This window comes from Pimelobacter sp. 30-1, assembly GCF_018831735.1.
In the GTDB taxonomy this organism is placed as follows: Bacteria; Actinomycetota; Actinomycetes; order Propionibacteriales; family Nocardioidaceae; genus Nocardioides.
In genome coordinates, this window is the sequence record NZ_NHTS01000003.1 from 668,740 (window position 1) to 694,642 (window position 25,903).

The following is a 25,903-nucleotide window of genomic DNA, read 5'->3' on the forward strand; positions in this document are numbered from 1 at the left end:
ACCTGCTGCGCGTTGTTGTCGTCGTGCTGTGCTCGGGCCTGCGCTGACCTCGCTCGCCGACGCACTCGTGAAGTCCTCGGACACGATCGTCGATCGCGCCGAGGCCGAATGCATGGGCACGCGCCTGATCGATGACGTCGGTACCGACCAGCTGGTCACCTGGGGCGTGCTCGACAAGAGCAAGCGGACCGCCAACCTGTCCGACGGGCCCGACGAGCTCGCCGCCGCGCTGGTCCCGGCGCTCTCCCAGCGCGTCGGCCTCGCTGAGACTCCCGAGGACCTCCAGATCCGGGCCACGATCGACGAGGACCTGCCCAAGGACGTCGAGGCGCAGATCACCCGCGACTGGAAGCAGTGCGAGAAGGACGCCGCGGCCCACTGACCCGGCTCCTCCACCTCAGCAGGTGCACGCCCCCAGCGCCGCGGCGGCGTTGTCCATCGCCACCCGCGCGAGCAGCGACTTGGGCTTCTTGACCCGGTCGGCCATCAGCGCGAAGGCCATCAGGTGCCCGTCGCGGTCGACCGCGATGCCGGCGAGCGAGGTGACGCCGGTGAGCGTGCCGGTCTTGGCGCGGACCCGGCCGCGGCCGGCGTCGGGGCCGAGGTCCATCCGGCTGGCGAGCGAGCCGGTGTAGCCGGCGACCGGGAGGGCGGCGAGGAGGCCGCGCAGCTGGGGGTGGTCCGGGGAGGCGGCGAGCCGCAGCACGTCCACCAGTACGACGGGCGAGAGCCGGTTCGCGCGGGACAGCCCGCTGCCGTCGTGGAGGACCGAGCCGCGCATCGCGATGCCGTTGGCCGAGAGCACTCGGCGGACGGCCTCCTGGCCGGCGGCGAAGGAGCCCTCGCCCTGGTCGGCGACGCCCGCGTGGCGGAGCAGGATCTCGGCGGCGGCGTTGTCGCTGACCTCGATGAGGCGCTGCACGATCTGGGCGACGGTCGCGCTGGTGACCTCGCCGACCGGGGTGGCGGAGGCGGGGGCCTGGGTGCGGGTGGTGGCGCCGGTGACGGTGATGCCGCGGGCGGCGAGGGCGTCGCGGAACACGCGGGCGGCCTCGGCGGAGGGGTCCGCGATCGGGCCCTGGCCCGGCAGGGGGCGGCCCTCGTCGACCCACAGGGCGCTGATCGGGTTGATCTCCTCGGGGACGTAGTCCGGCCGCCATGTCGGGTGCAGGGCCGGCCCGGAGAACAGGCTGTCGTCGTAGCCGAGCGCGACCTTGCGCACGCCGTCGGCCTTGAGCGCGCGGGCGGTGCGCTGGGCGAGGGTGCGGAGGTCGGCGCGCACCGGCTGGTACGTCGCCGCGGCCGTCGCGGGCTCGGGCGCCCGGGCCAGGAAGGGGTCGCCACCACCGACGAGCACCAGCCGGGGCGGCGTACCAGCGCCCGATCGGTCGAGGACCGTGGTGGTCGAGAACACCCGGTCCGGACCGAGCAGGAACAGCGCGGCGGCCGAGGTGACGATCTTGGTCGTCGAGGCCGGGATCGCGACGGGGGCGCCCTCGGTGAGGCGGTAGGACAGGCCGGTGCCGTCGATCGGGCCGACCGCGGCGATCACGTGCTTGCCGAGGTCGCGGTCGGACAGCGGCGAGAGCGCCTTGCGCAGCTCGGCGCGGTCGAGGGCGGCGGATCCGTCGGCGGGCGGCGCCAGCGCCCCCGGTACGGCGACCGGGGCGGCGTCCACCTCGGGCGGCGGCGCCACGGCCGCGGGGTCGGCGGGCGGGCCGGACGCGTCACCGCGCAGCGCGTGCCACTGCTCCTCGGCCCAGCCGGTCCGCCAGGCCACGCCGCCACCGGCGAGCAGGGCCACGACCACGATCCCGACGAGCACCCGGAGGGTACGCCGGCCACCCGGCTCCCGGTCCGACTTGGCCACGGTTCTCCTCCCCGACTGCGCGTTCGAGGACATTGTGCGTGACAATGTCCCGAACATCGGCGTCGGGAAGGCCAGCGAGCCTGCGCCACACCCCGCGCCAGACCCGATCCGGGCCGACGATTGTGGAGGAAGCCAGTGCTGGAGTTCGACGTCCTCGTGGAGATCCCCAAGGGGAGCCGTAACAAGTACGAGGTCGACCACGAGTCCGGGCGCATGCGCCTCGACCGCTTCCTCTTCACCTCCACGATGTACCCGGCCGACTACGGCTACATCGAGGACACCCTCGGCCAGGACGGCGACCCGCTCGACGCGCTCGTGCTGCTCCAGGAGCCGACCTTCCCGGGCTGCCTCATCAAGTGCCGCGCGATCGGCATGTTCCGGATGACCGACGAGGCCGGCGGCGACGACAAGGTCCTGTGCGTCCCGGCGGGCGACCCGCGCATGGAGCACCTGCGCGACATCAACCACGTGCCGAACTTCGACCGGCTCGAGATCCAGCACTTCTTCGAGGTCTACAAGGACCTCGAGCCCGGCAAGTCCGTCGAGGGCGCCGACTGGGTCGGCCGGACCGAGGCCGAGGCCGAGATCAACGCCTCGTTCGAGCGCTTCAAGACCAGCGGCCACTGACCGCCCGCGCCCGTCAGGGCGCCAGCAGCACCGACAGCCCTGCGGCGATCGCCGCGGGGCTGTCGTCGTACTCGGGCGGCATCGTGACGTAGCTCAGGGCGAGCCGGGCCAGCGTCCGGCTCAGCGCCCGTACGCCGGCCGGGTCGAGCCCGGGCCAGGCCGCCAGCGCGGCGGCCTCGAGCCGCTCGGCCACCCGGACCAGCAGCGGGCCGGCGTCCACGGTGACGATCCGGACCAGGTCGTGGTGGGCGTCGCCCGCCCGGACCCGCTGGATGAGCGGGTCACCGGCGGCGGTCTCGAGGTAGAGCCGCAGACCGTGCTCCAGGCCCGCGCGCGGCGCCCCGGGGTGCTCGGCGAGGGTCTGGGCGATCACGTCGCACAGCGCGTCGGCGAGGTGGACGGTGTAGGCCTGGGCCAGCCCGTAGCGCGAGCCGAACGCGTTGTAGAGCGTCTGCCGGCTCACCCCGGCGTCGCGGGCGACCGCCTCGAGCGTCACGTCCCCCCAGGGGTGCTCCAGCAGGAGCGAGCGCAGCGCCGCGAAGACGGCCGTACGACGCTCCGCGGCGGCGCTCACGTCCGCTTGACCCCGCGGAAGTAGGCGATGGCGCCGCTGCGCTCGATGACGACGTCGGCGATGCCCTCGTCGGCGAACCACACCTCCAGGTCACTGGCCGAGCAGCCGGGGCCGAGCAGGCCGGCGACCCGGCCGACCTGGCGCAGCGGCTCGAAGCGAAGCCCGGTGTCGTTGAGCAGGGCGCTGCCGGTGAGCACGCCGCCCGGACGCAGCACCCGCGCCATCTCGACGACCGCGCGACCGGGGTCGGGGAAGCAGTGCAGCCCGGTGAAGGACACGACGAGGTCGAACGACGCGTCCTCGAACGGCAGGTCCCCGACGTCGGCCACCCGCGGCACCACCTGGTCGGCGACGCGCCGCTCCTCGGCGACCCGCAGCGTGCGGTCGAGCATGGTCTGCGCGATGTCCGCGGCGACGTACTCGACGCCCTGGCCGGGACGCAGCCCGCGCAGCGCCACCCCGCCGCCGCAGGGGATGTCGAGGATCCGGGCGCCCGCGGGCTGCCGGCCGATCTCGTCGGCCGCGCGGTAGAGCCGGCGCAGGTCGCTGTTGATGCCGACCTTCCACAGCGCACCGCCGGCCCGCGGGTGCTCGACGGTCCAGTCGTAGAACGTCGCCCACAGGGGGTCGTCGGACCACCCGCCGATGCCGGGGACGCGGGTCAGCGCGGAACGGATCATGACTCTCCTCCGATGAGTGCCGGTGCCCGCAGCAGCGCGACCGGTACGGCGAACCCGTCGACGAGCTCGCGGGCGACCGGCCGGATCCGCCGGCACAGGTCGCCGACCTCGCGGGTGATCGCCTTGGACCGCTGGTCGCTGAGCCGGCCGTGCTCGATGAACCACGCGGCGTCCCGCTCGATCTCGCCGAGCGCGTAGAGGTCACACAGCGCGTTGAGGGTCAGCTTGAGGTCGCCGTCCTCGAGTGCTTCGACCTGCTCGACGAAGGCCTCCAGGACGAGCCGCTCGACGTGCGCGCGGGCCGCGGAGATGACGTGGTCCTGGACCCGGGAGAAGACCTCGCCGGGGTTCATCCCGGCGTCGACACCGCGCTTGAGCCGGCGTGCGGCCCCGCCGATCCGGTGCTCCTCGCGGAACCGGAACATCGCCAGGTGGTAGCTCGGGTCGCGCAGCCCGCTGTCGGTGTGCCAGTCGTCGCTGCCGCCCGGCAGGACGTCGCGGATCTGCTCGAACAGCTTGTGGACCCGGGTCCGCTCGAGCACCGTGTCGACCGCGAGACCGGCGACGAACTTGACCATGCCGAGCTGGTCGAGGTCCGAGAAGTCACTGGCGTAGTCGGTGAGCAGGCCCTTGCCGACGAGCTGGAGCAGCACGTGGTTGTCGCCCTCGAACGTCGTGAAGACGTCGGTGTCGGCCTTGAGTGCGGCGAACCGGTTGACCGCGAGGTAGCCCGCTCCCCCGCACGCCTCGCGGCACTCCTGGACGACATCGGTGGCCAGCCAGGTCGACAGCGCCTTGGTGCCGGCGGCACGCGACTCGAGCAGCCGACGGGACTCCTCGTCGGGGGTGATCCCGGAGAAGACGTCGTGCAGGCGCGAGGCCAGCACCTGCTGGGCGAAGTGGAGGGCGTACGTGCGCGCGACCCGGGGCAGCAGGCGGCGCTGGTGCAGGCCGTAGTCGAGGAGCAGCTGCTCCTCGCCCTCGTCGCCGGTGCCGGTCTCGAACTGGCGGCGCTGGAGGGCGTAGCGGACCGCGATGGTCAGCGCGACCTTGGCCGCGCTCACGCCCGCGGCGCCGACCGAGACGCGGCCCTGCACGAGGGTGCCGAGCATCGTGAAGAACCGGCGTCCCGGGCTCTCGATGTCGCTGACGTACTCGCCGGCCTCGGTGACGTCGGCGAAGCGGTTGAGCAGCGCCTCGCGCGGCACCCGGACACCGTCGAACCAGATCCGGCCGTTGTCGACGCCGTTGAGGCCCATCTTGGCGCCGTCGTCCCCGATCCGGACGCCGGGCAGCGTCGCGCCCGCCTCGTCGCGCAGCGGGATGACGAGCGCGTGGACGCCGTGCCGCTCGCCGGCCACCTCGAGCTGGGCGAAGACCACCGCGACCCGCGCATGGGCGGCGGCATTGCCGATGTAGTCCTTGCCCGCCTGCTCGGTGGGCGTGGTGACGACGAACTCGGCGGTCGCGGGGTCGTAGGACGCGACCGTGCCGAGCGCCTGGACGTTGCTGCCGTGGCCGGTCTCGGTCATCGCGAAGCAGCCGAGCAGCCGCCCGCTGACCACGTCGGCCAGGTAGGCGTCGTGGTGGCGCTGGGTGCCGAGCTGGAGCAGCGCGCCGCCGAAGAGGCCGAACTGGACCCCGACCTTGACCAGGACCGACAGGTCGCCGTACGCGAGGGTCTCGAAGGCGGCGATCGAGGCGCCGATGTCGCCCCCGCCGCCGTACTCAGGGGGGAAGCCGCGGGCCGCGGCGCCGGACTCGGCGATCTCGAGCACGACCTCCTTGACCCGCTCGCGGAACTCCGCGCGCGGCATCGTCTCGGCGTCCTCCAGCACGGAGGCGTACGCCGGCAGCAGGTCGCGCACGGAGCGCCGGACGTCGGCGTACGCGCCGTCGAGCAGGTCGGTCAGGGCGGCGACGTCGACGGTCAGCGCCCGGGGCTCGGTCGCGGTGGAGTCCTCGGCCATGCGCCGAACCTAGTGGACGATCAAGGCCGGGCGTAGAAGTCGGGCGTGCGCCAGTAGTACATCGACTCCTCGGTCACCGGGCGTCCGGTGCGCGGGGCGTGGATGATCTTGCCGTTGCCGGCGTACAGCGCGACGTGGAAGATCGACGACGGGCTGCCGTTGTCGCCCCAGAAGACGAGGTCGCCGGGGCGCAGGTCGCCGGGGCTGATCGGCGTGGACTGCTGGTACTGCGCGACGGAGTAGTGCGGCAGGCTCTTGCCGCCGGCGGCCCACGCCTGCGAGGTCAGGCCGGAGCAGTCCCAGCTGTTGGGGCCGGCCGCGCCCCAGACGTAGCGCTCGCCGAGCTGGGCGCGGGCGAAGGCGATAGCGGCCTGGGCGCCGTTGCCCGGAGCGGGCGGGGCGGGGTCCGGGTCGGGCTTCGGATCGGCGGGCTTCGGGTCGGCGGGCTTCGGGTCCGCCGGCTTGGGGTCGGCGGGCTTCGGGTCGGCCGCAGCCGGGCCGGGCGTCGGCTGGGCGGCCGCGGCGGCGCGGGCCTGCTCCCGCTCGGCCTCCAGAGCGTCCTGGCGGGTCCGGGCGAGCCGGACGCTGATCCCCTGGAGCCGGGCGAGCTTGCGCACCAGCCGGGCCTTGCGGTCCTCGATCCGCGCGCTCTGCGCGGCAGCGGACGCGGCCGCGGCATCGGCGGTGTCCCGCGCCTCCTTGGCCTCGCGCAGGGCACGGTCGGCGTCCTCCGCGGTGTCCGCCGCGGCGGCCTCGGCCTTGTCGGCGGTGTCGGCCGCGGCGACGTACTCGTCGCGGCGCTGATCGAACCGGGCCTGGACGTAGTCGGTCGCCGCCGAGCGCTCCAGCAGCGACTCCATGCCGTCGGCGGAGATGAACGCGTCGACCGCGTTGACCTCGAGCCCGGCGTTGGTCGCGATGATCACCGCGTCGCGGTACTGCCCCTCCTGGACGACGAGATCGCGGTCCGCCTCGACCGACGCGGTCGCCGCCTCCCGGGCCGCGATCCGGGCCTGCTGCGCGGTCCACCGGGCGCCGTTCCACGCCTCGGCCGCCCGCGCCGCCCGGATCGCCGCGGCGTCGAGCGAGGCGTTGGCGGCATCGAGCTGCTCCTGGATCCGCCCGACCGCCCCCTGAGCGGCCGTGGCCCGCCCCTCGGCGGCCTGGACCTCCCCCACCGACGGCGTCGCCGGCGGCGTGGGGTCGGTGCCCGGATCGGCCTGCGCGGACGGGAGACAGATCCCCACGGTCAGCACGAGGGCGAGGGCTCCGGTCCCGAGGCTTGGTGAACGCACTCGCGTCACCGTAGTGCTCTTTCGTCACATTGGAAACAAAAATCTCAGAAATCTCACGAGTTACCGGCGTGTCGCCTTGACGAACTACACCGTTGTACTTTGTGGCGCACCTCGTCGAGCGGGCGCCGAGACGCCTGCCCCTCCCTGTGGAAAACGGCGTTCGAGGGTTTCGGGGGCACGTGAATCGTCCACGTCACAGCGGAGGAGGACGATGAACGACTTCTACGTCGACGAGACGAAGGCGCGCAACTACCTGGTCGCCGCCGCAGCCGTGCCCGACCGCGGGACGCCGGCCGCCCGACGAGCGGTCCGTGGCCTGCTGCACGGCGCCCAGCGCAGCATCCACATGAAGACCGAGAGCCGAGCACGCAAGCGCGCCATCGCGCTCACGATCTCCGGGCTACGGGATCACGGCGTCCAGGTTCTCCTCTACGACGCCGGCCGGATCGGGACGGAGCGCGACCGGCGCCGACGGTGCCTGGCGCACCTGGTCGACGACGTGGCGGACCGGGACGGTCGCCACGTGGTCTTCGACCTGGACGACTCGTTGCGGAGCTGGGACCGCCAGCAGGTGATCGACCTGTGCCGCCCGAAGGGTCCCTCGGCCCGGTTCACCTACGACCACGTGCACCGGCACCACGAGCCGCTGCTCGCCCTGCCGGACGTGGTGGCCTGGTGCTGGGCCGCCGGCGGCGAGTGGCGGACGCTGGTCCGTCCCGTCGTCGCCGAGGTTCGCCGGATCGACTGATCCTGCGGAGCGACGCCGAAATGCGCGAAGCCCGAGCGCCACGGTCGTCCGGCCGGGTCTCGGGCTCACTTTCTGAGGCTCAGCGCCCCAGACAAGACCCATTATGCGCCGCCAGCCAGCCTTCTTCAACCAGCGACCCTGACACCCTTCAGTCCGCGTCGACCGGGACCTTCGAGGTCGTCGTGGTCGGATGCGAGTGCAGATGTCGGTCGAACTTCTGCCCGCTGGCGATCCCACCGATGTAGAACGACACCACCGCGATCGCGACGCCCGCCAGGTCGTCGGCGACGTAGTGCCAGCCGAAGTAGAGCGTGGCCACGACGGTCAGCCCGAAGTTGACCCAGAAGACGATCTTGAGGAGCTTGGAGCGCAGCGTGTACTGCACCATCAGCGCGAACAGCAGCGTGATGGCGGTGTGCAGGCTGGCGAAGCCGGCGATGGAGTTCACCGACTCGGTGACGCCGCCGTACAAGACGTTGCCTCTGGCTCTGACGATCGAGTTCATGAGGTCGGTCGTGCCGGTGTGGGCGAGGCCGCCGACGCCGTAGTACTCCGAGGAGTAGGCGATGCCGGGGCCGAGGGTCGGGAGCAGGTAGTACGACAGCGTGCCGAGGGACCAGGCGAGGCACTGGGAGGTGACGAACCAGTAGCCGAAGGACATGTTGCGCGACCAGACGAGCCAGGCGGTGACGGCGAGCGGCACCAGCGGCAGGAACATCAGGTAGATCGGCGAGAGGATCTCGGCGGTGAAGGTCTTGCCGAGGAGGCCGTGGAGCACGTCGCTGGGGTCGTGGCCGAAGAAGATGACCTTGTCCATGATGTGCAGCTCGCGGTCGTACGACAGCGCCTTGACCTCGCCGGGGGCGGCGTTCGGGTCGGAGCGGACGAACGGCAGGAACGACTTGAGGTTCCGGTAGCTGACGTAGGTCAGGTAGAACGCGATCACGCCGATGCCGACGAGGGTGGCGCGCTCCTTGGTCCAGTGGGTGCGCAGCCGGTGCTTGACGATCGGGATCACCCGGCTCGGCCGGGCGCGTGCCTTCCACAGGGTCAGCGGCAGCAGGTCGAGCAGGAGCGCGCCGAGGAGCAGCAGGGGAAGCCGGATGTACGAGGGTCCGAGGAAGCTGCCCTCCGGGTCGAGCAGCCGCCGGTCGAGGCTGATCGCCGCGAACACCGCGAGGCCCAGCATGAGCGCGGCCGTGCCGATGAGGAGGGTGTAGGCGCGGCGATACACCCGACGGAGTCTAGGAGACCGGGGAAGCGGGTACCGCGGCGAGGCCGCCCGGGTCGAGCCGGAGTGTCGCCTTCTGGCCGGGTTCGGGGGCCCACCCCTGGACGCCGGCGGCGTCGAGCTCGCCGATCCCGGCGACCGCGACCACCAGCCGCGCCCCGTCGGGCGTGAGCCGTACCGAGCGCACCTCGGCCGGTACGCCGTCCGCCGCGGGGCCGGCCAGCACCGCCGTCGGCCGTACGGCGACCGCGGGCGCCGCCGGCCGTCCGGCGAGCCGCAGCAGCTCGGCCGCCGCAGCCCCCTCGAGCACCCGCGAGTAGCCCAGGAAGAGCGCCGTCCCGGCGTCCGCCGGCGCGGACCAGACCGCGGCGGTCGCGCCCTCCTGGACGATCCGGCCGGCGCGCATCACGGCGAGCCGGTCGGCGACGGCGAAGGCCTCGGCCTGGTCGTGGGTGACCAGGAGGGCGGTCGTGCCGGCCTCGGTGAGGATCCGGCGCAGGTCGGCGGCGAGCCGGACCCGCAGGCCGGCGTCGAGGGCGCTGAGCGGCTCGTCGAGCAGCAGCAGGCGGGGGCGGCCGGCCAGGGAGCGGGCCAGCGCGACCCGCTGGCGCTCGCCGCCGGAGAGGGTGCGGGGCAGCCGGGCGCCGTAGCCCTCCAGGCCGACGAGGGCGAGCAGCTCGTCCACGGCGGTCCGTACGGCGGCGCGCGACTCCCCCTGGAGGCGCAGCGCGTAGCCGACATTGCGGCCGACGGTGAGGTGGTCGAAGAGCTGGCCGTCCTGGAACATCAGCGCGAAGCCGCGGCGGTGGGTGGGCGTCGTCCCGAGGTCGGTGCCGTCCCAGGCGATCCGGCCGGCGCGCAGCGGCTCCAGGCCAGCCACGGCGCGCAGCAGGGTGGACTTGCCGCAGCCCGAGGGGCCGAGCACGGCGAGCACGTCGCCGTCGGCCACGTCGAGGTCGACGCCGTCGACCGCGACGGTCCCGTCGAAGGCGACCTCGATGCCCTTGAGATCCAGCATCACCAGGCTCCTGTTCCCGGCACGCGCAGCCGTTCGACGACGAGGATGACACCGGCGGTCACGGCGGCGAGCACCACCGAGGCCGCCATCGCGGTGCCGTAGTTGAGCGCGCCCGGGTGCCCGAGCAGGCGGTAGATCACGACCGGGAGCGTCGGCTCCGCGGGCCGCACGATGAACGACGTCGCGCCGAACTCCCCCAGCGACACGGCGAACGCGAAGCCCGCCGCGGCGAGCACCGGGCGCCACACCACGGCGAGGTCGACGGTCAGCAGGGCGCGGAGCGGACCGGCGCCGAGCGAGGCGGCGGCCTGGCGCTGCCGGTCGTCGATGCCCGCGAGCACCGGGACGAGCGTGCGGACCACGAGCGGGAGCGCCACCAGGGCCTGGGCGATGGGGACGAGGACCGGGCTGGCCCGCAGGTCCAGCGGCGGCTGGTCGAGGGCGATGAGGAAGCCGAAGCCCAGCGTCACCGCGGAGACGCCGAGGGGCAGCATGAAGAAGCCGTCGAGCACGGTGCGGGCGCGGCGACCGGCCCGGCTGCGGGTACGACGGGTGACGACGAACGCGACGATCAGCCCGAGCGTGAGCGACATCCAGGTGGCGTCGACCGCGATCCGCAGCGAGGCCAGCAGCGCGTCGACGACCGACACCTGGAGGAAACCCTCGCCGGAGCCGCCGAGCGCGCGGTAGAAGTCGAGGCTCCAGCCACCCTCGCGCCGTACCGAGCCCAGGACGAGGGCGAGGATCGGCAGCGCCACGAACCCCAGCGTCAGCGCGGTCGCCCCGATCGCCGGCAGGTCGCGCCGCTGCGGTCGCGCGGCCGGCGCGAGGACGCGTCGCACCGTCGGGTCCGGTACGGCGCGCAGCCGGCCCACGACGACCAGCAGCGCCACCACGGCGAGCATCTGCACGAGCGAGAGCGCCGCGGCCGCCGGCAGGTCGAGCAGGTCGGCGGTGAGCAGGTAGATCTCGGTCTCCACCGACGAGTAGCGCACGCCGCCGAGCACGAGGACGACGCCGAACGCCGTCGCGCAGAACAGGAACACCACGCTCGCCGCGGACACGATCGCCGGGCGCAGCGCGGGGAAGGTCACCGTCCGGAAGACCTGGGCGGGCGTCGCGCCGAGCGCCGCCGCGGCCTCGGCCGGACGCCGGTCGAGGCCCTCCCAGGCGACGCCGACCGTGCGGATGACCACGGCGACGTTGAAGAACACCAGGCCGATGAGGATCGCCACCGGCGTCCCGTCGAGACCGAGGAAGCCCAGGGGTCCCGACGACGTGATGAGCTGGCGGACCGCCAGCCCCACCACGACCGTGGGCAGCACGAAGGGCACCAGCAGCGCCGTGCGGACCAGGCCGCGGCCCGGGAACCGCAGCCGGTGCAGGACGTACGCCGCCGGCAGGCCCAGCAGCACCGCCGCCACCGTCGCGACCGTGCTGGTCCACACCGTGAACCACAGCACCCGCCCGGTGCGTGGGCGCGCCAGCACGTCGAGCACCGCACCCGGGTCGAAGTGCCCGTCGGGCCACACCCCGCGCTGGAGCATCGCGCCGACCGGCAGCACGAAGAAGACCGCGACGACCGCGACCGGGACCGCGGCGAGCGCGACGTACGCCGCTCGCCCCGCGATCCGGCCGGAGCCGCCGGACGCGGTCATCGCGACACGATCTCGGTCCACTTCTCGAGCCAGCTCTTGCGCTCCGCCGTGATCTGCGCGGGGTCGACCTGCGCGGGGTCCTCGGCCGGGGTCGCGAACTGCGACCAGGCCGCGGGGAGCGGGGTCTCGCTCGCGACCGGGAAGACGTACATCGAGTCGGGCAGCGCCGCCTGGACCTCGGGCGAGACCAGCCAGTCGATCACCGCGTGGGCGCCGGAGACGTTGGTCGTGCCCTTGTCGTTGCGCAGCACGCCGGCGTACTCGACCTGGCGGAAGCAGCCGTCGAGCAGGGCGCTGGTCGACGTCTTGGTGCCCGCCTTGTTGAGCGTGAAGGCCGGCGAGGAGTCGTAGGACACCACGATCGGCCGGTCGCCGCCGGAGAACGTGAAGTCGGTGAAGTAGGCGTCCGACCAGCCCTTGACGACCTTGGCGCCGTTGTCCATCAGCGCGGTCCAGTACGCCGGCCACCCGTCGCCGTACTGGTCGATGGTGGCGAGCAGGAACGCCAGCCCCGGTGAGCTCGTGCTCGCCCCCGGGATGACGAACAGGTCCTTGTAGGCGGGCTTGGTGAGGTCGTCGAGGCTCGTCGGCTTCGGGACGCCCTGGGCGGCGAACCACGCGTCGTCCACGTTGACGCAGACGCTGCCGGTGTCGACCGGCGTCAGCGCCCCGGCGTCGTCCCCGGCCAGCGCGTACTGCTTCGCGCCCTCGGGCAGCGTCGCGCGGTAGGGCGCGAAGACGCCCTCGTCGACCGCCCGCGTCGCGAACGTGTTGTCGATGCCGAAGACGACGTCGCCGACCGGGTCGTCCTTGGTGAGGACGAGCTGGTTGGTCAGGGCACCGGCGTCCTCGAGCTTGCTGATCTTGAGGTCGTAGCCGGTGTCCTTCTCGAACTTCGCCACGAGCTCGTCGGGCAATGCGAACGACTCGTGGGTGACGAGCGTGACGACCTTGTCGTCGGCGCGCGCGCCGTCGTCCTCGGCGCCGAGCATCGAGCAACCGCTGACGAGGACGACCGTGGTGGTGAGGGCCGTGAGGCCGGTGAGCAGGCGCGTACGCACTGGATGACTCCCTTCGCCGGTGCTAACCGGATCAGGTTCGGAGGGTCTGCGGCGGTCCGCACTCTCAGCACCCCGTGGTGCTCCCCTGTCTGACCGCGCCAGTCTACGAGAGCGGGACGATCCGCTCTCCGCGCCCCCCGCTCAGTCGGCGACCGGCAGCTCCCGGAGCGCGCGCCTCATGATCTTCCCGCTCGACGTCTGCGGCAGGGCCGGGACGAAGACCACCGACCGCGGCACCTTGTACGCCGCCAGCTCGGCCCGGGCGCACGCGACCAGCTCGTCGCCGGTGACCTGGTGTCCCTCGCGGAGGACGACATAGGCCCGGGGGGCCTCGCCCTTGACCTCGTCCGGCACCGGACCCACGGCGACCAGCGCGACCGCCGGGTGCCCGGACAGCACCCGCTCGATCTCGGCCGGGTAGATGTTGTAGCCGCCGGACAGGATCAGGTCGCGACAGCGGTCCACCACCCACAGGTTGCCCTGCGCGTCGCGGCGGACCAGGTCGCCCGTGCGCAGCCAGCCGCCGGCGAGCGCCTCGGCGGTGTCCTCGGGCCGGCCGAAGTACTCGGTCATCACCAGCGGACCGCGCATCCAGAGCTCACCGGGTTGGTCGAGACCGGCGTCCTCCTCCGGATGCTCCAGGTCGGCGACCCGCGCCTCCATCCCCGGCAGCGGGCGGCCGATGGAGCCGGGGACGCGCTCGGTGCCGACCGGGTGCGTGGTGCCGAGCCCGGAGAGCTCCGTCATCCCCCACAGCTCGATGAGCGGTGCGCCGCTGGCCGTCTCCCAGGCGGTCATCGTGGACACGGCCATCGTCTGACCGCCGACCGTGCAGCGGGTGAGGCTGGCGAGGTCGGCCGGGTCCAGGGCGGGCTCGGCCAGCATCATCGCGTACATCGCCGGGACGCCCTCGAACACCGTCGCGCGGTGCTCGGCCACGAGGCGCACGGCGCCGCGGGCGTCGAACCGGCTCATCAGCACGACGGTCCCGCCGGCGCCCAGCGTGCCGTTGAGGACCACGCTGCCGTAGACGTGCGGGGCCGGCAGCGCCGTGACCACGACGTCCGCGCTGGTCTTGGCGTGCGCCTCGGCGCTCAGCTGCCAGTTGAGCAGGACCGCGCGCTGGGACTGCACGGCGCCCTTGGGGTGCCCGGTGGTGCCGGAGGTGTAGCCGATCACGGCGGGGTCCTCGGGCCGGAGCTCGACCGGGGACGGTGTACGGCCGGCGGCGACCACGTCCTCGAGCGCGACGACCTCGACCCCGTCGGCGCGATCGCCCGGCGGGAGCCCGTCCAGGACGACGACGGCGTCGAGCCGGCTCAGCACCGCACGGTCGAGGGCGGCGAGCATCGCGGCCGTGGTGCACAGGATCCGGGCACCGCAGTCGTCCAGCACGTAGGCCAGCTCGCTGGTGGTGAGCAGGGCGTTGACCGGGTTGACGACGGCGCCGCTGCGCAGGGCGCCGTGGTAGGCCTCCACCCATGCGGCGCTGTTGGGCGCGTGGATGGTCACCCGGTCGCCGCGGCGTACGCCGTGCGCCTGGAACCAGCCGGCCACCCGGCCCGAACGCTCGGCCAGGTCGGCATAGGTGAGCGACCGCTCCCCGTCGACGAGCGCCACCGCCGTGGGACGGGTCCGCGCGGCCGTGACGAGCAGGTCGCCGGGGAGCAGGGGCGGTGCGGCACTCATCGCGGCGTCCGCTCCTCGAGGCCCCACGGGGAGTCGTAGCCGTCGGGTGCGGCCAGCAGCTCGAGGAAGGGCAGCGGGTCGAAGGCCTCGGGGCCCAGCACGCCGGCTCCCTTCCAGGCGCCGGTCGCCAGCAGCTCGAGCGCCACGACCGGGTTCACCGCGGTCTGCCACACCACGCACTGCGTGCCGTACCGGTCCATGCTCCACGCGTTGTCGACGACGTGGTGGAGGTAGACCTCCCGCGGGTTGCCGTCGCGACCGGTGCCCGTGACCCAGAGGCCCGCGCAGGTGGCGCCGCTCATCGCGGAGCCGAGCCCGGCCGGGTCCGGCAGGCAGGCGGCGACCACGTCGCGCGGCGAGACCTCAACGTCGCCGACCCGGACCTTGTCGGTGCGGTCGAGGCCGAGCTTGTGCAGGACGCGGAGCACCTCGATGAACTCCTCCCCCAGGCCGTACTTGAAGGTGACCCGCTCGGCGTCGACCCACCGCGGCATCAGCACGACCTCCTCGTGCTCGACGTTGACGCACTCGACCGGGCCGATGCCGCCGGGGAAGTCGAAGACCTCCGGCTCGGAGAACGGCTCGGTGGTGAACCAGCCGCGCTCGCGCTCCCAGACCAGTGGCGGGTTGAGGCACTCCTCGATCGTCGTCCAGACCGAGAAGGAGGGGGCGAAGCCGTGGCCGGCGACCTGCAGGTTCGAGCCGTCCCGGGTGCCCAGCTCGTCGATCGCCGAGAACAGGTGGTCGGCGGCGTAGCGCGCGAAGACGTCGGACAGGCCGGGCTCCACGCCGATGCCGACCAGCGCGAGCCGTCCGGCGTCCTCCCACTGCGCCGCGCGGGCGAACTGGTGGTCGCCGAGCATCACGCCGCACTGCTCGTAGGGGTGCTCGGGATGCGGCGCGGACAGGCTCATCGCCATGTCCAGGTAGTCGGCACCCGCCTCGAAGGCGGCGTCGAAGATCGACTCGACGAAGCGGGGGTCGACGGCGTTGAGCACGTGGGTGACACGGTGCTCCCGGATCGCGGCGACGACGGCGGACCGGTCGGCGGCGTCGAGCTTGATCGCGTGGAGCCGGGCGTCGGGTGCCGCCTTGGACCGGGCGTTCGCCACGGTGGCCTGCGCGCGGGTCTCGTCGTGGTCGGCGACCACGAGGGCCTCGAAGAAGTCGCGGGTCGTGGCGATGCGCACGAAGGCGTCACCGACACCGCCGGCGCCGATCAGGAGGACTCGCATGGAGAGGTGTTCCTTTCAACCTGGTGAGGGACGGCGCCCGGGTGGGCGCCGTCGGAGCGGGGCGGCACAGCCGCCCTCAGTCGCTGGGTGTAGGGCGCGGAGGGCCGGTCCAGGACCTGCGTCACGGGCCCCTGCTCGACGACCTCGCCGAACTTCATCACCAGCACCCGATCGGCGACCTGGCGTACGACGGCGAGGTCGTGGGTGATGAAGAGGTAGGCCGTGCCGGTGGCGGCGCGCACGTCGGCGAGCAGGTTGACCACCTGGGCCTGGATCGACACGTCCAGCGCGGAGACGGCCTCGTCGAGGATGATCACCGGCGGGCGCGGCGCCAGTGCCCGGGCGAGGGCGACCCGTTGCCGCTGGCCGCCGGAGAGCTCGGCCGGCCGGCTCTCGAGCTGACGGCTGCTCAACCCGACCGCGGCGCCCAGCTCGCGCACCCGGGCCGCTCGCTCGGTGCGGTCGCGGACGCCGTGCAGGGCGAGCACCTCGGCCAGCGCGTCGCCGGGCGACTGCCGCGGGTCGAGCGAGGCGTAGGGGTCCTGGAAGACCATCTGGAGCAGCCGGGCGCGGCGCAGCCGCTCCCGCCGGCGCCGGGCCGGACGGCTGACGTCGTGGCCGTCGAGGACCACCTGCCCGGCCGTCGGCTCCAGCAGCCCGGCGATCATCCGGGCGGTCGTCGACTTGCCCGACCCGGACTCGCCGACGATCGCCAGGCACTCGCCACGGTCGAGGTGGAGGTCGAGGCCGGCCACGGCGACGGTCGAGCTGTCCCGGGCACCGGGGAACACCTTGCGGAGGGCGGTCACGGTCAGCACGACGCCACCTCCGCACGCAGGCAGCGGACGGCGTGCTCAGCGTGCTCGGTGCCGGCGAGGGGCGGTACCGCCGTACGGCAGGCGTCGACGGCGCGGTCGCACCGGGGCGCGAAGGCGCAGCCCGCCCCCGCCTCGTACGCCGCGACCGGGTGCCCGGCGATCGCCGGCAGCCGCGGCAGCCGGCGCGCGATGTCCGGCCGGGCCGCGAACAGGGCCCGGGTGTAGGGATGGCGCGGATCGGCCGCGAGCTCGCGGGCCCCGGCGACCTCCTGGACCGTGCCGGCGTACAGCACGGCGATCCGGTCGCAGAGCTGGGCCGCCAGGTCCAGGTCGTGGCTGATGAACAGCAGGCCCGTGCCCCGCTCGCGCCGCAGCTCGTCGAGGATCGCCACCACCTCGGCCTGCGTGGTGACGTCGAGCGCGGTCGTCGGCTCGTCGGCCAGGACCAGCGCCGGGTCGGCGAGGACCACCGAGGCGATCATGATCCGCTGGAGCATCCCGCCCGAGAGCTGGTCGGGATAGCGGCCGAGCAGGCGGCGGGGCTCGGCGAGGCCGACCCGGTCGAGCAGGGCGAGCACCTCGGGCAGCCGTCCGGGACGTGCCCGGCGGGCCGTGGTCTCCAGCAGGAAGTCGCCGATCCGCTGGCGCGGGTCGAGGTGGGCGCGGGCGTCCTGGAAGACCATCCCGAGCCGGAGGCGGGCGGGGTCCCGGCCGCCCCGGTGGCGCGCGAGCGGCGTGCCGTCGAACCGGATGGTCCCGGAGCGGGCGGCGCCGACCGGCAGCAGGCCGGCCACGGCGCGCGCCAGCATGGACTTGCCGGCACCGGACTCCCCGACCAGTCCCAGCGCCTCGCCGGGTGCCATGGCGAGCGTGATGTCGCGCAGCACGGTCCCGCGGGAGGGCAGGTCGACCTGGACGTCGTCGATCTCGAGCAGGGGGTTCGTCATCGCTTCTCCCGTCGGAGCCGGGCTGCCGGCCGGCCTTCGGTCAGGCGGTCGCCGAGGAAGGTCAGCGCGACCACGGTCGTCACGATCGCGAGGCCGGCGTACACGGCCTGCTCGGGGTGGCCCTGCAGGAGCGCCGCGTTGTCGCTGACGAGGACGCCCCAGTCGGCGGCGGGCGCCTGGACGGCGAGGCCCAGGAAGGACAGCGAGGCGAGGTCCACGAGGGCGAGCGCGAACGCGACCGGAACCTGGGCGAGGACGACGCCGAGGATGTTGGGCAGGACGTGGCGCGCGCAGATCCGCAGTCCGCCCATGCCCTGCAGCTCGAGTGCCTCGACGTACGGCAGGTGGCGCTGGGCCCGCGCGGCGGCGCGCGCGGTGCGGGCGACGTAGGGCAGGTAGGCGACGGCCAGGGCGATCACGGCCGGGGCGAGCCCGGGCTCGAAGACGGCCACGGCCAGGACCGCGACCAGGATGCCCGGGACGGCGAAGATGACGTCGAGCACCCGGGCCAGGACGGCGTCGAGGAGACCGCCCCGCCAGGCGGCGCTCAGCCCGATCGGCAGGCCCACGGCGAGGCTCAGCGCGACCACCAGGGCCGGACCGCCGAGGCTGGTCCGGGCACCCCACAGCAGCCGGGACAGGATGTCGCGCCCGGTGGCGTCGGTGCCCAGCCAGTGCTCCGGGCTCGGGCCCGCGTAGGGGTGCTGGAGGTCCTGCTGGTCGACGGGGTACGGCGCCAGCCAGGGCGCGAGGGCGGCCAGCAGCACCATCGCCACCACCACGACCAGGGCGGCCGTGCCCACCGGCCCGAGCGTGCCGCGCGCGCGGCGCGGTCGTGACCGGCCGGTCACGAGCGGGAGCGTCACGCTCATGCGGCCCTCCTCCGCTGCCGCGGGTCGAGACCGCGGGCGACCAGGTCGACGACCGTGTTGGTGACCACGAAGACCACGACCAGGATCAGGCTGATCGCCTGCACGGTCGGGAAGTCCTGGCGGTTGACCGAGCTGACCAGCAGCGAGCCCAGCCCGGCGATGCCGAAGGCGTTCTCGACCACGATCGCGCCGGCGAAGAGCGCCGCGACCAGCAGTCCGCCCGCCGTGATCACCGGACCGGCGGCGTTCGGGAGGATGTGGCGCGCGACGACGACGCGCGGCCGCAGCCCACGAGCGCGCGCCGTGGTGACGTACTCCCGGCCGCTCTCGGCGCGCACGCTGGCGCGGGTGACCCGGGCGAGCATCGCCGACGAGACCAGGGCGAGCGAGAGCGCCGGGAGCACCAGACCGCGCAGCCCGTCGGCGCCGTAGGCGGGGAACCAGCCCAGCCCGACCGCGAAGACCGCGATGAGCAGGGTCGCCGAGACGAAGGCGGGGATGCCCGCGACGACGGCGACCACGGTGGTGAGCGCGGTGTCGAGCCGGCCGGGGCGCAGGCCCATCGGCACGCCGACGGCGATGCCGATCAGGACGAGCAGCAGCGCTGCCAGGCCCACCAGTGCGAGCGTGGTGGGGGCCGTCGCACCGAGCCGGGTCGCGACGGACTGGCCGCCCACGAACGACGTACCGAAGTCGCCGTGGGCGACCGAGCCCAGCCAGTGGAGGTAGCGGACCAGGAAGGGGTCGTCGAGGCGGTACTGCTCGCGGACCGCCGCACGCACCTCGTCGGTGGGCGTGGTCGACCCGAAGAGCACCGACTCCGCGTCGCCGGGGGCGGCGTACAGGCTCGCGAAGACCACGAAGCTGGCGACGAGGATGCTGACCCCCATCGCGCCCGCGGTGCGGAGGAGCTCGCGCAAGGTCACGGTGCGCCCACCGAGGCGGCCCAGGCGGTGCCCATGTAGGCGAAGGTCAACGGGACGCCGGTGATGGCCTCGTCGAGGTAGACGGCGGCGCGGGGCGCCACCAGCGGGATCCAGGGCAGCTCCTCGGCCAGGATCGCCTGCGCCTCGATGACCAGGTCGGCCCGCTTGTCGTCGTCCGGCTCGCCGAAGGCGGCGCGCAGCAGCCGGTCCACCTCGGGGTTGTCGTAGCCGCCGTAGTTCTGGCTGCCGTCCTTGTTGCCGATGAAGCCGTACATGAACGCCGGCTCCTGCACCTGCGTGTAGTTCATCGTCAGGAAGGCGTCGTAGTCGGCGCGCACCGACGCGTCGGAGAAGAGCGAGTAGTACTGGGCCAGGGGCAGGGCGACGATCTTCATGTCCAGGCCGAGGTCCTTGGCGGCCTGCTGCACGACCGTCGCGGTCGTCCGGTACATCTCGATCCCTCCGGGATAGGCGAGGGTGAGGTGCTCGCCGCTCTGCCCGGCCTCGTCGACGGCCTCGCGGCCGCCGCCGGAAGCGTCCTTGCTCGCGCGCTCGATCTCGTCGTACGCCGCGCGGTAGCGGTCCTTCGCATAGCCCCAGAGCCCGGGGCCGGCGACCGTGTAGAGCGGGTCCGCGGCGCCCGCGAACGCGGTCCGCACCAGCGCATCGCGGTCGACGGCGCCGGACAGCGCGCGGCGTACGGCGGGGTCGGCCAGCGGCCCCTTCTTCAGGTCGCTGACGATGATGTCGAGGTTCTGGGGCGTGCTGCCCTCGGCGCCGAGCCACAGCTCACCGGTCCCGGTCTGGCGCAGGCTCGGGATCACCTCGGCGGGCACGTTGAAGCCGCCGTCGACCGCACCGGTGCGGATCGCGTTGGCCAGGGCCTTGGCCTCGGCGGGGAACTCGAAGCGCACCTGCTTCGCGAGCGGCTCGCGCTCGTCGTTCCAGTACTCGGGACTGCGCTTCAGGGTCAGCGGACCGACGCCGTCCCACGAGTCCAGCACGTAGGGGCCGGTGCAGAGCACACCCGTCCCCGGGGTGCCCAGGTCGTCGGGGTGGGCCTCGGCGAACTTCTTGCTGATGACCGCGCCGCCGAGGGTGTTCATGCCCTTGAGGAAGACGGCGTTCGGCTCGTCGAAGGTCACCTCGACCTGGTCGGTGCCGTGCGGCTCGATGGCGGCGACACCCTGGTAGAGGATCGAGTAGGACGACGCGAGCGCCGGGTCGAGGTTGCGCCGGAGGCTGAACAGGACGTCCTCGCGGGTCATCGGCGTCCCGTCCGAGAAGGTCACGTCGTCGCGCAGCGTGAACCGGACCGTGCGCGGGTCGACCTGCTCCCAGGCCGAGGCCAGCCCCGGCTTCGGCTCGTAGCCCGGGCCGGTGTCGAGCAGGCTCTCGCAGAGGTTGGGGATCACGGTGAGCTCGGGGTAGTCGGCCACCTTGATCGGGTCGAGCGTGGCGGGGCTCCGGTAGTCGCCGTACCAGGTGAAGGAGTCGACCGGGCCCGACGCAGCGGGCGTGGTGGTCGTGTCGGTGTCGAAGGTGGCGTCGGGCTCAGAGCTGCTGGTGCCGCTGCAGGCGGTGAGCCCGAGGGCGAGGACGGCGACGAGTGCCAGGGCCGGGCGGAGCTCGGTACGGCGTGACGTGGGCATGACGGTCCCTCTCGGTGGATCTGGGTGGGTGCGGACGGCTCACAGCGCCGCGGCGACGGTGAGCTGGAGGTGGGTGTGGCCGGCGCCGAGTCGCAGGCGGTGACGGGTGGGCTGGGTGGAGACGGCGTCCCAGACGCTGTCCGCGGTGCCGGGGTGCGGCGCGTAGAGCGGGAAGTCGCTGGCGCTGACCTGGAGCCGCAGCCGGTGCCCGGGGCGGAACCGGTAGCCGGTCTCGCCCAGGTCGACGACGCCTCCGTCGGTCCCCTCGACGCGGCGCTGGCCGCGCAGGACCAGCCGGGTGGTGCCGTCCGGGGCGACGTCGTGCAGCTTGACGAAGACGTCGGTGCTGGGACCCGCGACCTCCAGGTCCACCACCGCGTGCACCGGCCCGGCGACGTCGAGCGGCTCGCTCAGCGGGGCACCCGTGAAGGTGAGCACGTCGGGGCGGTCGTGGACGACGCTCTCGTCCGGGTACTCGATGAGGAAGGTGAAGGAGTCGACGACGGTCGACGGCACCGGGTCGGCCGGGTCGTGCACCCACTCCGCCTGCTCGGCCGCCCCCGGGGCGGCCTCGAGAGCGCCGCCGTCGGCCGAGGCGGTCGCCGCGGCACCGTCGGCCGGGTAGAGCCGCAGCGTCGACGACGCGGCCGGGGGCCAGGCGTCGGCGGTGCGGATGCCGAGGTGTCCCTGCCACCACGTGGCGCGGTCCACGCCGCCGTCCCGGCCGCGGACGTGCACGTCGAAGAAGTCGAGGGTGCGGCCCAGGTAGCGCGGCAGCATGGCGTGCAGGACCGCCAGGTCCAGGCCGTGGTTGCGCTCGGCCGGGACGGGTGCGTCGTCGAGGTGGAAGGAGTAGTGGTCGCACGCGTCGGCGTCGAGGTAGGCGTGCTCGCGCCAGGCGGGCTGGGCCAGCTGCTCGCGGTAGTCCTGCATCGACAGGTCGAGCAGGTTGTCGAACCAGCCGACCCGGTGCAGCACCGGGACGGGCCGGGCCGCGAACGGCGGGCGCGCGGCCAGCTCGGGGGTCGCCGGGCTGCCCGAGAGCACCCGGTCCAGGATCTGGGAGCGGGCGCCGATCGCCGAGAACGCCGACTCGAACAGGTCGCGCAGCGGCCGCACGGACCAGTCGACCTCGTAGTCGTACGCCGCGTTGTCCACCCAGTGGTGCGCGAAGTAGTTGGCCTGGTAGAGGCTGGTCGCCCGCTGCTGGGGCGCACCGCCGCCCCACGAGCCGATGGCCGTGCCGGTCACCCGCGGGGCGATCGCCCGCAGCGCGGGGTGCCCGCCGGCGACGCCGGCCCACTGGGTGTAGCCGTGGTAGGAGTCCCCGACCATCCCCACGGTGCCGTCCGACCAGGTCTGGGCGACGACCCAGGCGATCGTGTCGTAGGTGTCGGCGACCTCGTGCCGGAACGGGTAGGTCTCGCCCTCGGAGCGGAACTTGCCCCGCACGTCCTGCACGACGAGCACGTAGCCGCGGTCGAGGTAGTACGGCGCGAGCTGCTCGATCGCCATCCAGGCGCTGTTCTTGTCGTAGGGCAGCCGGCAGATCACGGCCGGGTGCCGGCCGGGCCGCTCGGGCAGGTAGACGTCGGTGGCCAGGCGGACGCCGTCGCGCGTGCGCACGAGGTGCTGCTCGGCGACCTCGCTCAGGGGGGCCGGCTCGATCCGGGCGAAGGGCAGGGACATGCGGGGTGCTCCGGTTTCTGGTCAGAGGTTGCGCTGGTAGTCGTCGGCGAGGTCGTCCTCGAGGAGGGCGGCGGTGATCCCCTCCATCCCGATGTGGGCGGCGGCGATGACGCCGCCGCTGGGGAGGAGCGGGGCCAGCTCCTGGCGGCCGCTCTCCCAGATCCCGCCGCGGATGTTCGCCTTGCCGCAGTGCAGGTAGGCCTGCTCGACCTCGACCACGGTGGCCAGCGACGGGACCCGGCCGCGGGCCTCGAGCATCGGCAGCAGGTCGGGGTCGTCGCTCGGGTAGGCGCGGCCGTTGACCCGCAGCGTCTCGGCGTACCCGGGGACGAGGAACAGCATCCCGATCGCGGGGTCGTGGCAGATGTTGGTGAAGGACTGGGCGAGCTGGTTGCCGGGGCGGTCCGGCAGCACCAGGGTGCGCTCGTCCAGGACCCGCACGAAGCCCGGGTCGTCGCCGCGCGGCGAGCAGTCGGCGAGGCCGTCGGCCCCGACCGTGGCCAGCACGCAGTACGGCGAGTGCGCGATGAAGAGCTGGCAGTAGGGATCGAGGTGGTCGAGCACCTTGGCCTCGATGGCGGGGTCGGGACGGCCGATCAGCTCGCGCACGCGGGCGAGGTCGACGCGACGCGGGCGGGCACGGACGGGTGTGGTCATCACAGCTCCAGCTCCAGGCGCGGGGACCGGGCTCGCGAGACGCAGGCCGCCATCACCCGCGGTGCGTCCTGGTCGGCCAGGCCGACGTGGTCGCGGTGGTCCGGCTCGCCGGCGCGCACCACGACCTCGCAGGTGCCGCAGAGGCCCTCGCGGCAGGAGCCCGCCACCGGGAGGCCGGCATCGGCGAGCACGTCGAGGAGTGAGCGGTCGGCGTCGACGTGGAGGTCCAGGCCGCTGCGGACGCAGCGCACGTCGAAGGGCTGCCCGGGCGGCCCGTCCGCGCCGGGCGCCCGGAAGCGCTCGCCGTGGAAGGCGAGGTCGGGCCGGTCGGCGCAGAGCTCCTCCAGCGCGTCCATCATCGGCGTCGGGCCGCAGCCGTAGACGTGGGTCGGTCCGTGCCGGAGCCGGTGGGCGTCGAGGTGGCCGGGCAGGTCGAAGCGTCCGTCGGTGCCGGACGCCCAGATCGTGCTCCGGTCCGCGACCAACCGGTCGGCGAACGCCATCGTGGCGCGCTCGCGGCCGACGTACGCGAGGGTCCACGGGATGCCGTCGGCCTCGGCTCGCCGCACCATCGGCAGGATCGGCGTGATCCCGATCCCGCCGGCGACGAAGGCGTACGACGCGGCCGGCTGGAGCGCGAAGTGGTTGCGCGGTGCGGAGATCCGGACCCGCTGGCCGGGCCGGAGGAAGCGGTGCACGTAGTCCGACCCGCCGCGGCCCCGAGGACAGTGCCGGACCGCGATCCGGTAGCGGGCGTCGCCCGGGTCGCCGCACAGCGAGTACTGGCGCTCGAGGCCCGGGAGCAACCGGATCGTCACGTGGGCGCCCGGCGTCCACGCGGGCAGCGGCGGTCCGTCCGGCAGCGGCGCCAGCGCGACGGCGACGACGCCCTCGGCCTCCCAGCTCAGCTCGGCTACCACGACCTCGAGCTCGTCCGGCGCGCTCATGCGTACTCCCGCGCGTGCACCCGGCGGCCGGCCACGAAGGTCTCGTCCACGGTGGCCCGGGAGATCTCGTCGTGGCCGCCCTGGAAGGGATCGCGGTCGAGGACCACGAGGTCGGCGTCCCGGCCCGGTGCGATGCTGCCGATCGTGTGCTCCAGGTGGTTGATCCAGCTGGAGCCAGCCGTGTAGGCCGCGAGGGCGTCGACGAGGGTGAGCCGCTGGTGCGGGGTGAGCGGCGCGCCCTCGGCGCCGCCGGGCGCCATCCGGTTGACGGCGACGTGGATGCCGAGCATCGGGTCGGCCGACGAGACCGGCCAGTCGCTCCCCGCGACCAGCGTCGCTCCGGACGCGCGCAGCTGCTGGAAGGGGTACTGCCGCTCGGTCCGCTCGGGGCCGAGGAAGGGAGCGGTGAGGTCGGACATCTGCGGGTCGATGTGCGCCCACAGGGGCTGCATGTTGGCGGCGGCCCGGAGGGCGCGGAAGCGCGGGATGTCGTCGGGGTGGATCACCTGGATGTGGGCCAGGTGGTGCCGGTTGTCCCCCCGGTGTCCTCCGGGCAGCGCGGCCGGACGGGTCGCGCGAGCCCGCTCGACGGCGTCCAGCGCCTCCCGGACGGCTCGGTCGCCGATGGTGTGGAAGTGGGCCTGGAAGCCCTGGTGGTCCACCGCGCTGACCCCGGCCGCGAGGTCGCGCGGGTCCAGGTAGCTCAGCCCGCTGCCGGGCGAGGAGCCGCCGTCGGGACCGAGGTAGGGCGCGAGCATGGCGGCGGTGAAGTTCTCGCACACGCCGTCCTGCATGAACTTCACGCTGGTGGCCAGGAACCGCCCGGCCCCGGTGCCGGCCCGCCGCGCGACGAGCTCCTCGACCTGGTCGACGCCCCGGGTCGGGTCCCACCACTGCGCCCCGACGACGCGGGCGACCAGCGTGCCGGCCGCCTCCGCCCGGCGGTAGATGTCGTAGGTGTCCGGGTAGTGCAGGTAGGCGCCGACCAGGGCGTCCTGCCAGGAGGTCACGCCGAGCTCGAGCATCCGGCGCTGGCCGAGCTCGAGGGCCCGGTCGTGGTCGGCCGCGGTCGGCGCCGGGGTGTGCCGGGCGACCAGGTCGGCCGCCGCCTCGTGCAGCGAGCCGGACGGCGTGCCGTCGGGCTCGCGCTCGATCCGGCCGCGCGGGGGGTCCGGCGTGGTGGCGGTGACCCCGGCGCGGCGCAGCGCCTCGGTGTTGACCCAGGCACCGTGCCGGTCGCGGTTGATGAGGAAGACCGGGCGGCCGGCGCAGATCCGGTCGAGCTGCTGCCGGGTCGGCGTGCCGTCGGCGAAGTGGTCCATCGACCAGCCACCGCCGACGATCCACTCCTGCTCGGGGTGCGCGGCGGCGTACCCGGCGATGAGGTCGAGGCACGCGGCGCCGTCCGCGGCGCCGGTGAGGTCGCACTGCTGCAGCTCGAGTCCGGCGAAGACCGGGTGCGCGTGGGCGTCCACGAACCCCGGGGTCAGGAGCCGTCCCCGCAGGTCGACGACCTCGGTCCGCGCGCCGGTGAGCTCCCGCGCCGCCTGCTCCCCCAGCGCCAGCACCCGGCCGCCGGCCACCGCGACCCCGTCGCTGAAGGTGCGCGCTGCGTCGGCGGTGAAGACCGGACCACCGACGAAGACGGTGTCGGCGTGGAGCTGGGGCATCGGGAGGTCCTCCTCGGGTGACGGCTGTGGAGAGGAGTACAGCGCGCCTCGGATCCCAAGTCAATACCT

23 protein-coding genes and 1 riboswitch are annotated in these 25,903 nt (G+C 73.7%); of the genes, 3 read left to right on the top strand and 20 right to left on the bottom strand.

Annotated features, from left to right (window positions below; genetic code table 11):
• Nucleotides 1–28: 28 nt before the first annotated feature.
• Nucleotides 29–382, top strand: coding sequence for a hypothetical protein (locus CCO04_RS08595; RefSeq protein WP_215813667.1), 354 nt, complete (start codon nucleotides 29–31; stop codon nucleotides 380–382).
• A 15-nt stretch (nucleotides 383–397) separates the two neighbouring features.
• Here CCO04_RS08595 and dacB read toward each other — a convergent pair whose 3' ends face one another.
• Nucleotides 398–1,870 (bottom strand): D-alanyl-D-alanine carboxypeptidase/D-alanyl-D-alanine-endopeptidase, encoded by a 1,473-nt coding sequence (gene dacB, locus CCO04_RS08600; RefSeq protein ID WP_215813668.1) that lies wholly within the window; start codon nucleotides 1,868–1,870, stop codon nucleotides 398–400.
• A gap of 138 nt (nucleotides 1,871–2,008) precedes the next feature.
• Here dacB and CCO04_RS08605 point away from each other — a divergent pair, with 138 nt between their 5' ends.
• Entirely contained in the window at nucleotides 2,009–2,497 is a 489-nt protein-coding gene (locus CCO04_RS08605) for an inorganic diphosphatase (RefSeq protein ID WP_215813921.1), read from the top strand.
• A 13-nt stretch (nucleotides 2,498–2,510) separates the two neighbouring features.
• On the opposite strand, the gene CCO04_RS08610 is transcribed toward CCO04_RS08605, so the two are convergent.
• From CCO04_RS08610 to CCO04_RS08625, 4 genes are read right to left on the bottom strand one after another with little or no spacing between them, the layout of a single operon-like run.
• On the bottom strand, nucleotides 2,511–3,071 hold the full coding sequence (locus CCO04_RS08610) for a TetR/AcrR family transcriptional regulator (protein WP_215813669.1): 561 nt from the start codon (nucleotides 3,069–3,071) through the stop codon (nucleotides 2,511–2,513).
• Nucleotides 3,068–3,751: a class I SAM-dependent methyltransferase gene (locus CCO04_RS08615; protein WP_215813670.1), complete on the bottom strand. Its 684-nt coding sequence runs from the start codon at nucleotides 3,749–3,751 to the stop codon at nucleotides 3,068–3,070. The genes CCO04_RS08610 and CCO04_RS08615 overlap by 4 nt, the downstream gene beginning before the upstream one ends.
• On the bottom strand, nucleotides 3,748–5,721 hold the full coding sequence (locus tag CCO04_RS08620) for an acyl-CoA dehydrogenase (RefSeq protein ID WP_215813671.1): 1,974 nt from the start codon (nucleotides 5,719–5,721) through the stop codon (nucleotides 3,748–3,750). Before CCO04_RS08620 ends, CCO04_RS08615 begins: the two co-directional genes overlap by 4 nt.
• 20 nt (nucleotides 5,722–5,741) lie before the next feature.
• Entirely contained in the window at nucleotides 5,742–7,016 is a 1,275-nt protein-coding gene (locus tag CCO04_RS08625; protein WP_215813672.1) for a C40 family peptidase, read from the bottom strand.
• Between the two features lie 211 nt (nucleotides 7,017–7,227).
• Here CCO04_RS08625 and CCO04_RS08630 point away from each other — a divergent pair, with 211 nt between their 5' ends.
• Complete coding sequence (locus tag CCO04_RS08630) at nucleotides 7,228–7,764, top strand: hypothetical protein (protein WP_215813673.1); 537 nt, start codon at nucleotides 7,228–7,230, stop codon at nucleotides 7,762–7,764.
• Nucleotides 7,765–7,912: 148 nt separating this feature from the next.
• Here the strand turns inward: CCO04_RS08630 and CCO04_RS08635 are convergent, their stop codons facing one another.
• The 15 genes from CCO04_RS08635 to CCO04_RS08705 form a co-directional block, all read right to left on the bottom strand.
• Nucleotides 7,913–8,998 carry a phosphatase PAP2 family protein gene (locus CCO04_RS08635; protein WP_308281158.1) on the bottom strand — a complete coding sequence of 362 codons (1,086 nt, stop codon included), beginning with the start codon at nucleotides 8,996–8,998 and terminating at the stop codon, nucleotides 7,913–7,915.
• Between the two features lie 10 nt (nucleotides 8,999–9,008).
• A complete protein-coding gene (locus tag CCO04_RS08640; protein ID WP_215813674.1) occupies nucleotides 9,009–10,013 on the bottom strand; it encodes an ABC transporter ATP-binding protein in 1,005 nt (334 codons plus the stop codon).
• Nucleotides 10,013–11,671, bottom strand: coding sequence for an iron ABC transporter permease (locus CCO04_RS08645; protein ID WP_215813675.1), 1,659 nt, complete (start codon nucleotides 11,669–11,671; stop codon nucleotides 10,013–10,015). The genes CCO04_RS08640 and CCO04_RS08645 overlap by 1 nt, the downstream gene beginning before the upstream one ends.
• Nucleotides 11,668–12,732 carry a thiamine ABC transporter substrate-binding protein gene (locus CCO04_RS08650; RefSeq protein ID WP_308281159.1) on the bottom strand — a complete coding sequence of 355 codons (1,065 nt, stop codon included), beginning with the start codon at nucleotides 12,730–12,732 and terminating at the stop codon, nucleotides 11,668–11,670. The genes CCO04_RS08645 and CCO04_RS08650 overlap by 4 nt, the downstream gene beginning before the upstream one ends.
• Nucleotides 12,724–12,829: riboswitch (TPP riboswitch) on the bottom strand. It overlaps the preceding gene by 9 nt.
• 44 nt (nucleotides 12,830–12,873) lie before the next feature.
• Complete coding sequence (locus CCO04_RS08655) at nucleotides 12,874–14,421, bottom strand: class I adenylate-forming enzyme family protein (protein ID WP_215813676.1); 1,548 nt, start codon at nucleotides 14,419–14,421, stop codon at nucleotides 12,874–12,876.
• On the bottom strand, nucleotides 14,418–15,656 hold the full coding sequence (locus tag CCO04_RS08660) for a saccharopine dehydrogenase family protein (RefSeq protein WP_215813677.1): 1,239 nt from the start codon (nucleotides 15,654–15,656) through the stop codon (nucleotides 14,418–14,420). The genes CCO04_RS08655 and CCO04_RS08660 overlap by 4 nt, the downstream gene beginning before the upstream one ends.
• The gene (locus tag CCO04_RS08665) at nucleotides 15,641–16,474 is read right to left on the bottom strand and encodes an ABC transporter ATP-binding protein (RefSeq protein ID WP_215813678.1); all 834 of its coding nucleotides are present in this window, start codon (nucleotides 16,472–16,474) and stop codon (nucleotides 15,641–15,643) included. Before CCO04_RS08665 ends, CCO04_RS08660 begins: the two co-directional genes overlap by 16 nt.
• Complete coding sequence (locus CCO04_RS08670) at nucleotides 16,468–17,421, bottom strand: ABC transporter ATP-binding protein (RefSeq protein ID WP_215813679.1); 954 nt, start codon at nucleotides 17,419–17,421, stop codon at nucleotides 16,468–16,470. Before CCO04_RS08670 ends, CCO04_RS08665 begins: the two co-directional genes overlap by 7 nt.
• On the bottom strand, nucleotides 17,418–18,293 hold the full coding sequence (locus tag CCO04_RS08675; RefSeq protein ID WP_215813680.1) for an ABC transporter permease: 876 nt from the start codon (nucleotides 18,291–18,293) through the stop codon (nucleotides 17,418–17,420). Before CCO04_RS08675 ends, CCO04_RS08670 begins: the two co-directional genes overlap by 4 nt.
• On the bottom strand, nucleotides 18,290–19,219 hold the full coding sequence (locus CCO04_RS08680; RefSeq protein WP_215813681.1) for an ABC transporter permease: 930 nt from the start codon (nucleotides 19,217–19,219) through the stop codon (nucleotides 18,290–18,292). The genes CCO04_RS08675 and CCO04_RS08680 overlap by 4 nt, the downstream gene beginning before the upstream one ends.
• Entirely contained in the window at nucleotides 19,216–20,871 is a 1,656-nt protein-coding gene (locus CCO04_RS08685) for an ABC transporter substrate-binding protein (protein WP_215813682.1), read from the bottom strand. Before CCO04_RS08685 ends, CCO04_RS08680 begins: the two co-directional genes overlap by 4 nt.
• Nucleotides 20,872–20,910: 39 nt before the next feature.
• A complete protein-coding gene (locus CCO04_RS08690) occupies nucleotides 20,911–22,560 on the bottom strand; it encodes a CocE/NonD family hydrolase (protein WP_215813683.1) in 1,650 nt (549 codons plus the stop codon).
• Nucleotides 22,561–22,581: 21 nt separating this feature from the next.
• On the bottom strand, nucleotides 22,582–23,217 hold the full coding sequence (locus CCO04_RS08695) for an MSMEG_1061 family FMN-dependent PPOX-type flavoprotein (RefSeq protein WP_215813684.1): 636 nt from the start codon (nucleotides 23,215–23,217) through the stop codon (nucleotides 22,582–22,584).
• Nucleotides 23,217–24,164, bottom strand: a complete 948-nt coding sequence (locus CCO04_RS08700; protein WP_215813685.1) for a PDR/VanB family oxidoreductase — start codon at nucleotides 24,162–24,164, stop codon at nucleotides 23,217–23,219. The genes CCO04_RS08695 and CCO04_RS08700 overlap by 1 nt, the downstream gene beginning before the upstream one ends.
• A complete protein-coding gene (locus tag CCO04_RS08705) occupies nucleotides 24,161–25,834 on the bottom strand; it encodes an amidohydrolase (RefSeq protein WP_215813686.1) in 1,674 nt (557 codons plus the stop codon). The genes CCO04_RS08700 and CCO04_RS08705 overlap by 4 nt, the downstream gene beginning before the upstream one ends.
• Nucleotides 25,835–25,903: the final 69 nt, after the last annotated feature.

Excerpts from the sequence above, each read along its gene's own strand:
- CCO04_RS08660 (WP_215813677.1), bottom strand. The coding sequence starts at position 15,656 with ATGCGAGTCCTCCTGATCGGCGCCGGCGGTGTCGGTGACGCCTTCGTG.
- CCO04_RS08655 (WP_215813676.1), bottom strand. The coding sequence starts at position 14,421 with ATGAGTGCCGCACCGCCCCTGCTCCCCGGCGACCTGCTCGTCACGGCC.
- CCO04_RS08675 (WP_215813680.1), bottom strand. The coding sequence starts at position 18,293 with ATGAGCGTGACGCTCCCGCTCGTGACCGGCCGGTCACGACCGCGCCGC.
- CCO04_RS08690 (WP_215813683.1), bottom strand. The coding sequence starts at position 22,560 with ATGTCCCTGCCCTTCGCCCGGATCGAGCCGGCCCCCCTGAGCGAGGTC.
- CCO04_RS08685 (WP_215813682.1), bottom strand. The coding sequence starts at position 20,871 with ATGCCCACGTCACGCCGTACCGAGCTCCGCCCGGCCCTGGCACTCGTC.
- CCO04_RS08670 (WP_215813679.1), bottom strand. The coding sequence starts at position 17,421 with ATGACGAACCCCCTGCTCGAGATCGACGACGTCCAGGTCGACCTGCCC.
- CCO04_RS08640 (WP_215813674.1), bottom strand. The coding sequence starts at position 10,013 with ATGCTGGATCTCAAGGGCATCGAGGTCGCCTTCGACGGGACCGTCGCG.
- CCO04_RS08620 (WP_215813671.1), bottom strand. The coding sequence starts at position 5,721 with ATGGCCGAGGACTCCACCGCGACCGAGCCCCGGGCGCTGACCGTCGAC.
- CCO04_RS08705 (WP_215813686.1), bottom strand. The coding sequence starts at position 25,834 with ATGCCCCAGCTCCACGCCGACACCGTCTTCGTCGGTGGTCCGGTCTTC.
- CCO04_RS08695 (WP_215813684.1), bottom strand. The coding sequence starts at position 23,217 with ATGACCACACCCGTCCGTGCCCGCCCGCGTCGCGTCGACCTCGCCCGC.
- CCO04_RS08615 (WP_215813670.1), bottom strand. The coding sequence starts at position 3,751 with ATGATCCGTTCCGCGCTGACCCGCGTCCCCGGCATCGGCGGGTGGTCC.
- CCO04_RS08630 (WP_215813673.1), top strand. The coding sequence starts at position 7,228 with ATGAACGACTTCTACGTCGACGAGACGAAGGCGCGCAACTACCTGGTC.
- CCO04_RS08700 (WP_215813685.1), bottom strand. The coding sequence starts at position 24,164 with ATGAGCGCGCCGGACGAGCTCGAGGTCGTGGTAGCCGAGCTGAGCTGG.
- CCO04_RS08645 (WP_215813675.1), bottom strand. The coding sequence starts at position 11,671 with ATGACCGCGTCCGGCGGCTCCGGCCGGATCGCGGGGCGAGCGGCGTAC.